Source organism: Klebsiella sp. 7-CIP_Kleb., from assembly GCF_050378655.1.
Taxonomy (GTDB): domain Bacteria; phylum Pseudomonadota; class Gammaproteobacteria; order Enterobacterales; family Enterobacteriaceae; genus Klebsiella; species Klebsiella quasipneumoniae.
The window spans coordinates 940,906-953,057 of sequence record NZ_JBNRLJ010000002.1; the positions used below are offsets into that span (position 1 = coordinate 940,906).

The following is a 12,152-nucleotide window of genomic DNA, read 5'->3' on the forward strand; positions in this document are numbered from 1 at the left end:
GAGAGCGGGTTGGATCGGCGATCAGTCGGCCTGGGGTTTAAGGCCCAGTGCGGTACTGATATTCCTTGCCGTCTCCCTTACCAGCTCGCCCTGGCTGACAAAACGGTCCGGGGTTAGCCTGGACGCAGGTCCGGAAATCGAAATTGCCGCTACCACAGAGCCCACATCATCGTAAACCGCTGAAGCAATACAGTTTAATCCTGTCACATGCTCCTCCTGGTCAATGCTGTAGCCGCAGGCTCGCGCCTCATCCAGATTTCGCTGCAGGACCGGCAAATCCACAATCGTCGTCGGCGTAAACCGCTGCAGGCCGGTCTTCACAATCACATCCACCAGCTCTTCCGCAGGGAGCGGATACAACAGCGCTTTCCCGGCGCCTGAAGCATGGAGCGGGAGTCGACTGCCGAGCGGCGCGCACATTCGCACCATCGACTTACACTCCTGCTGACCAATCAGCACCGCTTCGTTGCCGTTGCGAATCGCCACGTTGACTGTCTCCCCCGACATCAGCATCAGCCGCCGCATAAAGGGCCCGCCGACGGATAAAACGTCCCGGTTATGGATGTAGGCCGAGCCGATATTGAACGCGCCAAGACCGATATGCCACCAACCTAACTGGCTGTCCTGATAGACAAAATCCGCGCCTTCCAGCACTTTTAGCAGGCGAAAGGTGGTCGATAACGGTAAGTCCAGATTCAGGGAAATATCGCTAACCGACGAGCTGCCGCCGCTCTTTTCCAGGTATTGCAATATCGCGATCCCTCTCTCCAGCGCCTGTGCGCCTTTTTGCGCGGAAGGCTCCTGCTGGCCAGGCCTTCCACGCCTTCTCACTTCTGTCATACCTCGATTATCTCCGGCTCAAAACCTGAGCATAAATAGTGTGTAAGCGCCCACATGTTATGCAAGATAATCGACAGCGTCACGTGTAACCTCACGCAAAGCTCAGCTCTACGGTCGGGATCTTTACGACATCGCAGTTGTCTTTTCCGCCGCGATCGACGGTTAAAAAATCGGTTTCCGTCTGCCAGGCAAACAGCGGATGGTGCCAGACATTACGGTGGTAATTCACCCCCTGACGGCCATTTGAGATAAACGCACGCAGCGTGTTCATGTCCGGCTCATCGCCGCCTGCCGCGACCACCACGACAAAGGCCTCCCCCCGCATCGGCACAAACGCCTGGGTACCCAGCGGATGGCGCTCCAGTTCGGTGACAATAATCGGCAGCGCGGCGGGTTGCGCACGATTAATGCTGATGAGCGTACGATCCTGCTGTAACGTCTCCACCATCGCCAGATCGTGAAAACGCTGTACTTTTCCATCATTGATGTGAAAAAAATCCTGTCCTTCCGTTTCGATAACATCCCCATACGGGCGGAATGCATCTCGCGTCAGGGGCAATACTTCAAGCTTCATGAGCTGTTCCTTATTCATTTAAAACCGTTCCCCTTCCTAACGTTGAAGGGGGTAGAGAAGCTGCACAATCCACAGCCATCTAAGCGTGACAACACTATAAGTTGGAATAATTTTCCAAAATCTGATTTAACCCACATTATTGAAAAGGTTATTATGAAAAAATACTTAAAAATCATGGGTGAATTATTAAATAACGAGGAATATGGCGATGCTCGATCCCGAAACATTACGCACCTTTGTCAGCGTCGCTGAGACCGGCAGCTTCTCAAGAGCAGCGGAAAAACTTTATAAAACAACCGCCACCATCAGCTATCGCATCAAATTACTGGAGGACAACACAGGTGTCGCACTCTTTTCCCGCACAACGCGCAGCGTACTGTTGACGCCGGCCGGGATGCACCTGCTGGCGCAAGCCAGAGAGTGGCTGGGGTGGATTGATAGTATGCCCGGTGAGCTTCAGCAGATAAACGACGGGGTAGAGCGCCAGGTCAATATTGTGGTGAATAACCTGATGTACGACCCGCAGGCCATTGCCCGGCTGCTGGCCTGGCTCACCCAGCGCTACCCTTTTACGCAATTTCATTTTTCACGACAAATCTATATGGGCGTCTGGGATACGCTGCTACATGACGACTTCTCCCTGGCGATTGGCGTGACCGGCACCGAACCGTTAGCGGAAAACATGGCCGTCTACCCACTGGGTGAGGTGACCTGGCTCTTCGTGATGTCGCCGCATCACCCGCTAAGCCAGCAACCCGACCCGCTATCAGAGGCGCAATTGCGGCGCTATCCGGCGGTGAATATTGAGGACAGCGCCCGACGGCTGACGAAGCGCGTCGCCTGGCGTCTGCCCGGGCAAAAAGAGATAGTGGTTCCCGATATCGAAACCAAAGTTGCCGCCCATCTCGCCGGCGTCGGCATCGGCTTTTTACCGGAACCGCTCTGCCTGCCGCTTATCGCTCAGGGCAAGCTGATCGCCCGACACATTCCGACCATGCGTCCCCCTTCGCCATTGAGTCTCGCCTGGCGCAAAGATCATCATGGTAAAGCGGTGCAGGATATCGCCTCGCTGTTCAGCCATTCTGCGCCGGAAATAACGGGGTTCCTGACTCTATTCAGCAATACACCGTGAAAAATCAATCCTCCCGGGCGCTCACCGCGTACAATAGGAGAATTATCGCGTCGAGCGACGCGTCTGGATTGCCTAACGGTTTAAATGATGGAATCAGTACTAAAAAATATTCTGCAGATCCTCGCCAGCGATACGCCACTGATTGACGTACGCGCCCCGGTGGAGTTTAGCCAAAGCGCGATGCCGGCGGCAATCAACCTGCCGCTGATGAATGATGAAGAACGCGCCGCGGTCGGCACCTGCTATAAGCGCCAGGGGCCAGAAGCGGCGCTGGCGCTCGGCCATAAGCTGGTTCAGGGCGATCTGCGCGCCAGCCGGATCCGGTCATGGCTGGAAGCATGCGCCCGTTACCCGCACGGTTACCTGTGCTGCGCCCGCGGCGGCCAGCGCTCGCATATTGTCCAGCAGTGGCTGAAAGAAGCTGGCGTGGATTACCCCCTGATCGTCGGCGGCTATAAAGCGCTGCGCCAGGCGGCGATCCAGGCTACCGACGCGCTGGTACAGCGGCCGATCGTGCTGATTGGCGGCTGCACCGGCAACGGCAAAACCCAGCTGGTTTGCTCGCGACCGGACGGTATCGATTTGGAGGGCCATGCCCACCACCGCGGCTCTTCGTTTGGCCGCACGCTACAGCCGCAGCATCCGCAAGCCACCTTTGAAAACCACCTGGCGGTCAGCCTGCTCAAAAAAGCCGAACAGCAGACGCGCTGGGTGCTGGAAGATGAAGGCCATATGATCGGCGCCAACCATCTGCCGGAGTGCCTGCGCATCCGCATGGCGCAATCGCCGCTGGCGGTGGTGGAAGATCCGTTTGACGTTCGCCTCGAACGGCTGCGCGAGGAGTATTTCGATCGCATGTATCGCGACTTTATCGCCGCCTATGGCGAAGAGAAAGGCTGGCAGGCATACGGCGAGTATCTGCATCACGGCCTGTTTGCCATCCGCCGTCGCCTGGGGCTGCAGCGTTTTGCCCAGCTCACTGAACGCCTCGATGAGGCGCTGGCGCAGCAGCAGCGCACCGCCAGCACCGAGGCGCACTTCGCCTGGCTGGTGCCGCTACTGGAAGAATACTACGACCCGATGTATCGCTATCAGTTGGGGAAAAAAGCCGGGAAGATTATTTTTCGCGGCAGCTGGCAGGAGGTCGCCGCCTGGCTGGAGAAGTAATCGCATGCTCGATTGTCCCGGCTTGCGGCGTAAACGCCTTAGCCGGGCTACCGGTCGGCATGATTTGTAGCCCCGGTGAGCGCATCGCGACCGGGGAGATGTGACCGCTTAGAAGTCGTAGCGCAGACGCACCAGGTTCATATCGCCCAGATTGTCGGTGCTGGAGGTAAACACGTGCTCGTAGTCAACGCGGAAACCGTAATCCAGCTGGAAGCTAATCCCCAGACCGTTATCGATACGCTGGTAGTTGCGGCCATTCACGTACTGCAGGCGGTCGCCCATAAAGTACGGCTGAATAGATTTAACAGCGTATTGATTGATCGGGAATTTATAGCCCGCAAAATATTCAATCCCCCAGGCGTCGCCGGCGAAGTAATTATGCACATCGGTTTTTTTGGTGGTGAGGAAGTTCTGATACCAGCCGCCGCCGAAGGAGAAGGTCCAGTTATCCGGGGTCCAGCTCAGCGCGGTACCGACGATGTTCTGGTCATAGGTTTTGCTGTCGGCGCTTGACGGGTCGCGCATTTCGGCGCGGGTGTAGTTCCACGCGGTCCCCCAGGTCAGATCCTTCATGATGTGGTAGTCCGCGCCAACAGAACCGCCGCCTTTACGTTTATAGCGTAGACCGTTACCCGGCAGGTATTCGCTGTCTTCGAACAGATAAGAGCCGTAAAGATCGACATCGCCAACGGTTTTCTTATATTTCAGCATATTACGTGAACGATAAGAACCATCGTAATCGCCGTTAATACCGTTGCCCGGGGCCTGGCCGATCATGTCGTAGTCCCAGATATCGGTTTTCACCCCCACCACATCATAGTAAATGCTGTTCTGCTGCCCGTAGGTTAACGTCCCCCAGGTATCGCTTTTCAGGCCGGTATACAGCATGCGGCGGGTAGTATTGTTCGCCCCTTCTGCGTAGTGGTTATCCCAGTCAAACAGCGCCGGAATGTTCACCCCCAGTTCGTAGTAGCTGATCCAGCTAATATCATCGAACAGGTAGTAATCCGCCGCGAAGCGGAAACGAGTGCCGCCGTCGAAACCGTTACGCTTATAGGAGCCTTTATCGCCATCGCCGGTCATCATGTTGAATTGCGGACGAATACTCCCGCCGACGGTAAAGTTAAGCCGGCTTAACGGATCGCCCGCCTGCGGATCTTGTTTCAGCAGCGTGATCTCCGCGTGAGAAGCAAATGAAGCGAACACCAGTGTTGCGCCGATCGAGATCGCCAGCGCTTTTATTTTATGTGCCATAGTTTTTCCTTGATTAATAAGCAACCTTATATTTACCAGCTGAATATTAACCGCGAATCAGTACAGCGTGTTGTCGGTTTTTTAATGTTTTGTGCGCTTAAAAATCAACGAGTTATCAATTTGTGCGCTTAAAATAAAAGCGCCGCCAAAAACGGCGGCGCATCATCAAAATGCAATAATCTTACTGGTTAAACTGACGGAACAACGCTTTCCCTTTTAACAAACGCAGCCCCAGCCCGCCGCCGCACAGGGATAACAACACCGCCCCCGTCAGCGGCAGCATCACCCACAGCCGCCAGTCCGGCGTCCAGGGGAAATCAAAGACTTTCGTCTGCAGCATCGCCAGCGCCACTTCGGCGCCTATCGCCGCCACCAGGCCGGAGACCAGCCCCAGCAGGGCAAACTCCGCCCACAGCGTGGCGCGCAGCAGCGATTTTCCGGCCCCCAGCGTGCGCCAGACCACCAGCTCCTGATGCCGCTGGCGCATACCGACCTGGACCTGCGCCAGCAACAGCAGCACGCCGCAGGCCGTGACCAGGCCCACCATCACCTCCAGCGCCCGGCTGACCTGGGAGAGCACCTGGCCGACCTGACGCAGGATGGCGCCGATATCCAGCAGGCTGACTGTAGGAAACTCGCGGTTCAACTGGGTCAACATCGCGGGACCGTTATCCCAGCGGAAGCTGGTGAGCCAGCTCTGCGGCTGCCCGTCCAGCGCCCCGGAGGGGAAAATAAAGAAGAAGTTGGGCCGCAGGCTCTCCCAGTCAACTTTGCGCACGCTGCTCACCTTCGCGCTGAAGTCCTGAGTATCGCCGGTAAAGGTCACCGTATCGCCGATCTTCACCCCCAGCCGCTGCGCCAGCCCCTCCTCAATCGATACCTCGCCCGGCTTCGGCGGCCAGCTGCCGGCCACCAGCGGATTATGATCCGGACGCTGTTCGCTCCAGGTGAGATTAAGCTCGCGATTCAGCGCTTCGTCTTTGTTCCCGTCCGTGGAGTGGCCGTTGATCTGCGTCAGACGAGCCCGGACGATCGGATAAAATTCCGCCGCCCGCGTCTGGTGTTCGGCGAGGAAAGTCTTCACCGGCATTATCTGCTCAGGGGCGATATTGATCAGAAAGTAGTTTGGGCTCTCCGGGGGCAGCTGCTGCTGCCAGCGGTCGAGCAGATCGCCGCGCAGCACCAGCAGGAGCGCCAGCAGCATAAACGACAGGGAAAACGCCGCCAGCTGGCTGAGGGTCGACCACGGCTGGCGCAGCAGGCGGTTCACCGCCAGACGCAGCGGCAAGGCGCTGAGCGTCAGGCGTTTGAGCAGCCACAGCAATCCCCAGCCCACCAGGCCGCACAGCAGCGCCAGCACCACCGCCCCGGCCAGCACCGACCACAGCAGGGGGCTGCCGCCCATCAGCCACGCCAGCAGGCCCACCACCACGGCGCTGACCGTCGGGATCCAGATTTTCAGCGGCCAGACGTTAGCCACCACGTCCTGGCGCAGCACCCGCAGCGGCAGGGTCGCCAGCAGCAGCCGATAGGGGCGCAGGCCCACCAGCAGGGAAATCACGCCGGTCGCGCCCACCGCCCACAGCCACGGCCAGCCGCTGGCCGGCGGGAGCGCGGCGGGCAGAACCGGTTTGAGCACCAGCAGTAGCAGACGCTCCAGCGCTAGCCCTGCTGCCCCGCCGGTTATCAGCGACAGCGTCAACAGCAGCAGCCATTGGCCGACAATCAGCTTGCGCAGCTGCGCCCGTCCGGCGCCCAGCGTCTTGAGTATGGCGACCAGATCGTAGCGGCTGCGGCAGTAGTGGCCCATCGCCACGGCCACCGCCGCGACGGCCAGCAGCAGCGTCAGCAGCGCGGATAACAACAGGAATTGCTGCGAGCGTTCGAGGGATTTGCCCAGCGCGCTGTCGTCCTGGTCAAGACCAATCCAGCGATGCTCCGGGCCGAGTTTCGGCAGCAGCCACTGCTCATAATTGGCCAGCTGTTCAGCGTCGCCGGCGAACTTATAGCGCCATGCGACGCGACTCCCGGGCTGCACGGCGCCGGTCTTTGCCACGTCGGCCATATTCATCATCAGCCGCGGCGCCATCTGGAAGGGGTTGAACCCCGCATCCGGCTCCTGAATCACTTCCCCGGCAATGCGCAGCGTGGCGTCGCCAACGTCAATCGTATCGCCGGTTTTCAGGTTCAGCAGCGCCATCAACCTTGGCGCCAGCAGCACGCTGCCCGCCTGGGGCTTCAGCCCCGGCGGCTGCGTCTCGAGAGTGCCATACAGCGGATAGCGGTCATCCACCGCCTTGACGTCCGCCAGCTGCGGCGTATCGCCCGCAAAGGTCATGGTGGCGAAGCTCAGCTGTTCGCTGACGCTCAGCCCTGACTGGCGCGCATGCGCGATCCACTCAGCGGGCACCTCGCGCGAACTGCGCAGCGTGCGGTCGCCTGCCATAAACTCACGGCTTTGCTGGCTGAGGCCTTTCTCCATCCGATCGCTTATCGACCCCAGGGCCAGCACGCAGGCCACGGCGAGGCTTAACGCCAGCCAGACGATCAGCAGCGACGGCGAGCGCCATTCGCGCCAGAACCAGCGGGCGATCATGCTTCCTCCCGCAGCTGGCCATCCACCAGGCGCAGACGACGGTCGCAGCGCGCCGCCAGCAGCGGATCGTGAGTGACGAGGATCAGGGTGGTGCCGTGTTCGCGATTAAGCGAGAACAGCAGATCGGCAATTTTATCCCCGGTCTGGCGATCGAGGTTGCCGGTGGGCTCATCGGCGAACAGAATGGCCGGACGACCATTGAAGGCCCGGGCCAGCGCGACCCGCTGCTGTTCACCGCCGGAGAGCTGTGCCGGCAGGTGGTGCAGGCGTTTGCCAAGCCCCAGCTGCTCAAGCAGCGCGCGGGCATCGCCCCGGCTCTGGCTGTCGCTGGCGCCACGCAGCAGCGCCGGCAGCTCGACGTTCTCCAGGGCGTTGAGCGTCGGGATCAGCATAAACGACTGAAAGACAAAACCGACGTGCTGCGCCCGCAGCGCCGCCCGCGCCTCCTCATCCATCCGATGCAGCGGTTTGCCCAGCATCGATACTTCCCCACTGCTGCCATCGTCCAGGCCGGCGAGGATCGCCAACAGGGTCGATTTACCGGAGCCCGACTCGCCGATCAGGGCGATGGTCTGCCGCGGTTTGACAACCAGCTCAACTCCGGTAAGGATGGAGAGCTGATGCTCCCCCTGACCGACGGACTTCTTAAGATGATGAACTTCAAGTATGTTTTCCGCTGGCATGTGCCTTTCCTGTTTTTGTTCCTGTTTACCTGCCGCGCGATGGCGGCGGATACGCTGCTGATCCTCGGCGACAGCCTGAGCGCTGGCTATCGGATGGCGGCCAACGCCGCGTGGCCTGCGCTGCTCAATGAGAAGTGGCAGGCGAAAACGCCAGTGGTGAACGCCAGCATCAGCGGCGATACCTCCCAGCAAGGGCTGGCCCGTCTGCCTGCGCTGCTTAAACAGCATCAGCCGCGCTGGGTGCTGGTTGAGCTCGGCGGCAATGACGGGCTACGCGGCTTTCCGCCGCAGCAGACCGAGCAGACGCTGCGCACCATTATTAAGGATATCAAAGCGGCCAACGCCGAGCCGCTGCTGATGCAAATTCACCTGCCGGCGAACTATGGCCGCCGCTATAATGAAGCCTTCGGCGCGATTTACCCGGCCCTGGCCAAAGAGTTCGCTATCCCTCTCCTGCCATTTTTTATGGAGGAGGTGTATCTGAAACCCCAGTGGATGCAGGACGACGGCATTCACCCGAATCGCGACGCGCAGCCGTTTATCGCCGAGTGGATGGCGAACCGGCTGGCTCCCTTAGTTAATCATGACTCCTGAACGCCAGGGGTCGCTGACAGGTAAAGTTATGCAAAAAACGGTTTTAGTGACAGGCTGTTCCAGCGGGATTGGTCTGGAAAGCGCACTGGATTTAACCCGCCAGGGCTTTCGCGTGCTGGCGGCCTGCCGCAAGGCAGAGGACGTGGCGCGGATGCAGGAGCTGGGGCTAACCGGTATTTTGCTCGATCTGGACGACCCGCAGAGCGTGGAGCGCGCGGCGGCGGAGGTGCTTGCGCTGACCGATAATCGTCTCTACGGCCTGTTCAATAACGCCGGATACGGCGTCTATGGCCCGCTGAACACCATCAGCCGCCAGCAGATGGAACAGCAGTTTTCCGCTAACTTTTTCGGCGTCCATCAGCTCACCATGCTGCTGCTGCCAGCGATGACGCCGCACGGCGAAGGTCGCATCGTGATGACCTCGTCGGTGATGGGGCTTATCGCCAGCCCCGGCCGCGGCGCCTACGCCGCCAGTAAATACGCCCTCGAGGCATGGTCCGACGCACTGCGCATGGAGCTGCGTCACAGCGGTATCAAGGTCAGCCTGATTGAGCCGGGCCCGATCCGCACCCGCTTTACCGATAACGTCAACCAGACGCAAAGCGACAAGCCCGTTGAAAACCCGGGCATCGCCGCCCGTTTTACCCTCGGGCCGGAGGCGGTAGTGGAAAAAGTGCGCCACGCTTTTATCAGCGATAAGCCGAAGCTGCGCTACCCGGTCACCCTGGTCACCCACGCGGTGGCGCTGCTCAAACGCCTGCTGCCAGCCCGCGCGATGGACAAAATTATCCACGGCTGAGTTGAAGCGCGGCATGCCGCCCCCATGTAAAACAGAAATCGACTAACGAGAAATGCCCATGTCCGAACAGAATATTGTCAACATTAGCGAAGCGAACCTGCAGCAGACGCTACAGCAGTCCATGAACGTCCCGGTGCTGTTTTACTTCTGGTCTGCCCGCAGCCAGCACTGCGAACAGCTGACCCCGGTTCTTGAGCGCCTGGCCGCTCAATACAACGGCCAGTTTACGCTGGCGAAGGTCGATTGCGACGCCGAGCAGATGCTCGCTTCACAGTTTGGTCTGCGCGCCATCCCTACGGTTTATCTGTTCCAGAACGGCCAACCAGTGGACGGTTTTGAAGGCCCGCAGCCGGAAGAAGCGATCCGCGCCCTGCTGGATAAAGTCCTGCCTCGCGAAGAGGAGCTGAAAGCGCAGCAGGCCCTGGCCCTGATGCAGGAAGAAAAATACGCCGATGCCCTGCCGCTGCTGAAGGAGGCCTGGCAGCTGTCGAATCAGGACAGCCAGATTGGCCTGCTGTTGGCGGAAACGCTGATTGCTCTGCACCGTTCCGATGAAGCGGAAAACGTACTGAAGACTATTCCGCTGCAGGATCAGGATACCCACTATCAGGGTCTGGTGGCGCAGATTGAGCTACTCAAACAGGCCGCCGACACGCCGGAAATCCAGCAGCTGCAGCAGCAGGTGGAACAGAATCCGGAGGACGCGCAGCTGGCCTCCCAGCTGGCGCTACAGCTGCATCAGGTCGGGCGTAACGAAGAAGCGCTGGCGCTGCTGTTCAGCCATCTGCAGAAGGATTTAGGCGCTGGCGACGGCCAGGCGCGCAAGATGCTGCAGGAGATCCTCGCCGCCCTCGGTACCGGCGATGCGCTGGCCGCCAAATACCGCCGTCAGCTCTATTCGCTGCTGTACTAATCCGTTGCCAGCCCCGGATAGCGCTGCGCTTATCCGGGCTACGCGAACGATGCGGAACCTAGCCTTAGTCGCCCGGGTGAGGCGTGAACGCCGCAACCCGGGATCGTTCACGGGCGCTTTTTCAGCTGCGTCACCACCAGCTGATGGCGGGCGTTGAAGAACTTCCGGTAGGTCAGATAGCCGGCGATAATCGTCGACAGACTGGCGGTCGACAGCAGCATAAAGGTCACCATGATCTGGTACTTAATCGCCTTTACCGGGTCAATACCGGCAAAAATTAGCCCCGACATCATCCCTGGCAAGCTCACCAGGCCGACCGTTTTCGCTGAATCGACGGTGGGTATCAATGACGCGCGAATGCTGTCGCGAATCAGCCGCGCCGAGGCCATTTTCGGCGTCGCGCCGAGGCTCAGCTTCTCCTGAATCTGCTGCTGCTCGCTGCTGAAGCGCTGGCCCATATTGTTGTAGCACAGTCCCACCGCTACCATGGCGTTCCCGGCCACCATCCCGGCAATCGGGATCACCTGCATCGGGACAAAGGCTATCGAGCCAGAGAACACCAGCACCGCCAGCGTCAGCCCGGCGCCGGTGGTGATGGCGATAAATGACGAGACAAAAGCCTTATCGATATACTTGCTGCGCTTTTTGGCATTCCACGCCGCGTTAAAGCAGATAAACAGCACCATCAACAGCGTCAGAACCGCATGATTGACGTTAAAGATATATTTCAATACATAGCCGACGATAATCAGCTGCACGATCGCCCGGCAGATGCTCCAGAGAATATCTTTTTCCAGCGCCAGCTTTTCCCGATAGCTCACCAGAATAGCGATCAGCACCAGCACCATCGACAGCGCCAGCGATTCGTTCGTAATGTTATGCCCGTTCATGCCGTACCTCCTGCATGTTTCCGCCGGCAGGCTGCAAGGTAATCACTTCATCGGCATGCGAAATTTCGTTGCGATCGTGGGTGACCCACAGAACAGCGACCTGCTTTTCCGTCGCATAGCCATGAATAATGTCATTCACATTCTGTTTATTACTGTCATCCAGCGCGCTGGTAATTTCGTCCAGCAGCAGCACGCGCGGCAGAAATTGTAAATTGCGGATCAGCGAGACGCGCTGCTTTTCCCCGCCGGATAGTTCATTAATCGATTTTTCCAGCATATTTTCGCCAAGACCAAAGCGCTGCAGGTCGGCCACCAGCGCCTGCGGATCCGGTTGTTTATTGCGGATCTGCCACGGAAAAATCAGGTTATCGTAAACCGAATCCCCGAACAGCGCCGGCGTCTGCGCACAGTAAGAGACCTGCTGGCGATACCTTTCCGGCGACAGCGTCGCGACATCGGCATTGTCGAAAAACAGGCGTCCGGAGGTCGGACTGAGCAGCGAGGCGATAATTTTCAGCAAGGTGCTTTTCCCGCAGCCGGAAGGCCCGGTAATCAACTTAAATTCCCCGGGTCTGAGCTCAAGATTGATATTGTGTAAAATAACTGCGTCGTCGGTCTTAAATCCCACACCCTCGAGACGCAAAAGCGCGTTATTTTCCTTCATGAGGCTTCCTGATTATTTTCTGAAACACCGCTAGTTTACCGCACTT

The 12,152-nt window shown here is 58.9% G+C and carries 13 protein-coding genes; 6 read left to right on the plus strand and 7 right to left on the minus strand.

Annotated elements, in window-relative coordinates:
- Positions 1-21: 21 nt before the first annotated feature.
- Together allR and allA are read right to left on the minus strand one after the other, a co-directional pair.
- Positions 22-840, minus strand: a complete 819-nt coding sequence (gene allR / locus ACQUTI_RS12125; RefSeq protein ID WP_012737529.1) for an HTH-type transcriptional repressor AllR — start codon at positions 838-840, stop codon at positions 22-24.
- Between the two features lie 91 nt (positions 841-931).
- Complete coding sequence (allA, locus tag ACQUTI_RS12130; RefSeq protein WP_025714052.1) at positions 932-1,414, minus strand: ureidoglycolate lyase; 483 nt, start codon at positions 1,412-1,414, stop codon at positions 932-934.
- 208 nt (positions 1,415-1,622) lie between these two features.
- Between allA and allS the strand changes: the two genes are divergently transcribed.
- Together allS and mnmH are read left to right on the plus strand one after the other, a co-directional pair.
- On the plus strand, positions 1,623-2,546 hold the full coding sequence (gene allS / locus ACQUTI_RS12135) for an HTH-type transcriptional activator AllS (protein WP_043521430.1): 924 nt from the start codon (positions 1,623-1,625) through the stop codon (positions 2,544-2,546).
- 87 nt (positions 2,547-2,633) lie between these two features.
- On the plus strand, positions 2,634-3,713 hold the full coding sequence (gene mnmH / locus ACQUTI_RS12140) for a tRNA 2-selenouridine(34) synthase MnmH (RefSeq protein WP_064178158.1): 1,080 nt from the start codon (positions 2,634-2,636) through the stop codon (positions 3,711-3,713).
- Positions 3,714-3,821: 108 nt separating this feature from the next.
- Here mnmH and ACQUTI_RS12145 read toward each other — a convergent pair whose 3' ends face one another.
- Entirely contained in the window at positions 3,822-4,967 is a 1,146-nt protein-coding gene (locus ACQUTI_RS12145) for a porin (RefSeq protein ID WP_064166466.1), read from the minus strand.
- A 91-nt stretch (positions 4,968-5,058) separates the two neighbouring features.
- Between ACQUTI_RS12145 and ACQUTI_RS12150 the strand changes: the two genes are divergently transcribed.
- Positions 5,059-5,187 (plus strand): hypothetical protein, encoded by a 129-nt coding sequence (locus ACQUTI_RS12150; protein ID WP_032431199.1) that lies wholly within the window; start codon positions 5,059-5,061, stop codon positions 5,185-5,187.
- Here the strand turns inward: ACQUTI_RS12150 and ybbP are convergent.
- Positions 5,149-7,563 (minus strand): putative ABC transporter permease subunit YbbP, encoded by a 2,415-nt coding sequence (gene ybbP, locus ACQUTI_RS12155; protein ID WP_064189738.1) that lies wholly within the window; start codon positions 7,561-7,563, stop codon positions 5,149-5,151. The genes ACQUTI_RS12150 and ybbP overlap by 39 nt on opposite strands.
- Complete coding sequence (gene ybbA / locus ACQUTI_RS12160) at positions 7,560-8,246, minus strand: putative ABC transporter ATP-binding protein YbbA (protein ID WP_004146399.1); 687 nt, start codon at positions 8,244-8,246, stop codon at positions 7,560-7,562. The genes ybbP and ybbA overlap by 4 nt, the downstream gene beginning before the upstream one ends.
- On the opposite strand from ybbA, the gene tesA reads away from it, so the two are divergent.
- From tesA to ACQUTI_RS12175, 3 genes are read left to right on the plus strand one after another with little or no spacing between them, the layout of a single operon-like run.
- Positions 8,217-8,840, plus strand: coding sequence for a multifunctional acyl-CoA thioesterase I/protease I/lysophospholipase L1 (gene tesA, locus ACQUTI_RS12165; protein ID WP_025999119.1), 624 nt, complete (start codon positions 8,217-8,219; stop codon positions 8,838-8,840). The two genes, ybbA and tesA, sit on opposite strands and share 30 nt — an antisense overlap.
- The gene (locus tag ACQUTI_RS12170) at positions 8,830-9,639 is read left to right on the plus strand and encodes an SDR family oxidoreductase (protein WP_072140396.1); all 810 of its coding nucleotides are present in this window, start codon (positions 8,830-8,832) and stop codon (positions 9,637-9,639) included. Before tesA ends, ACQUTI_RS12170 begins: the two co-directional genes overlap by 11 nt.
- A gap of 58 nt (positions 9,640-9,697) precedes the next feature.
- Entirely contained in the window at positions 9,698-10,552 is an 855-nt protein-coding gene (locus ACQUTI_RS12175; protein ID WP_004204720.1) for a co-chaperone YbbN, read from the plus strand.
- A gap of 107 nt (positions 10,553-10,659) precedes the next feature.
- Here the strand turns inward: ACQUTI_RS12175 and fetB are convergent, their stop codons facing one another.
- Complete coding sequence (gene fetB / locus ACQUTI_RS12180; RefSeq protein WP_004204721.1) at positions 10,660-11,442, minus strand: iron efflux ABC transporter permease subunit FetB; 783 nt, start codon at positions 11,440-11,442, stop codon at positions 10,660-10,662.
- Complete coding sequence (gene fetA, locus ACQUTI_RS12185; protein WP_004204722.1) at positions 11,429-12,106, minus strand: iron efflux ABC transporter ATP-binding subunit FetA; 678 nt, start codon at positions 12,104-12,106, stop codon at positions 11,429-11,431. Before fetA ends, fetB begins: the two co-directional genes overlap by 14 nt.
- Positions 12,107-12,152 lie beyond the last annotated feature (46 nt).

Coding starts and splice junctions, on each gene's coding strand:
- allR (WP_012737529.1), bottom strand. CDS start 840: ATGACAGAAGTGAGAAGGCGTGGAAGGCCTGGCCAGCAGGAGCCTTCC.
- allA (WP_025714052.1), bottom strand. CDS start 1,414: ATGAAGCTTGAAGTATTGCCCCTGACGCGAGATGCATTCCGCCCGTAT.
- allS (WP_043521430.1), top strand. CDS start 1,623: ATGCTCGATCCCGAAACATTACGCACCTTTGTCAGCGTCGCTGAGACC.
- mnmH (WP_064178158.1), top strand. CDS start 2,634: ATGGAATCAGTACTAAAAAATATTCTGCAGATCCTCGCCAGCGATACG.
- ACQUTI_RS12145 (WP_064166466.1), bottom strand. CDS start 4,967: ATGGCACATAAAATAAAAGCGCTGGCGATCTCGATCGGCGCAACACTG.
- ybbP (WP_064189738.1), bottom strand. CDS start 7,563: ATGATCGCCCGCTGGTTCTGGCGCGAATGGCGCTCGCCGTCGCTGCTG.
- tesA (WP_025999119.1), top strand. CDS start 8,217: ATGAACTTCAAGTATGTTTTCCGCTGGCATGTGCCTTTCCTGTTTTTG.
- ybbA (WP_004146399.1), bottom strand. CDS start 8,246: ATGCCAGCGGAAAACATACTTGAAGTTCATCATCTTAAGAAGTCCGTC.
- ACQUTI_RS12170 (WP_072140396.1), top strand. CDS start 8,830: ATGACTCCTGAACGCCAGGGGTCGCTGACAGGTAAAGTTATGCAAAAA.
- ACQUTI_RS12175 (WP_004204720.1), top strand. CDS start 9,698: ATGTCCGAACAGAATATTGTCAACATTAGCGAAGCGAACCTGCAGCAG.
- fetB (WP_004204721.1), bottom strand. CDS start 11,442: ATGAACGGGCATAACATTACGAACGAATCGCTGGCGCTGTCGATGGTG.
- fetA (WP_004204722.1), bottom strand. CDS start 12,106: ATGAAGGAAAATAACGCGCTTTTGCGTCTCGAGGGTGTGGGATTTAAG.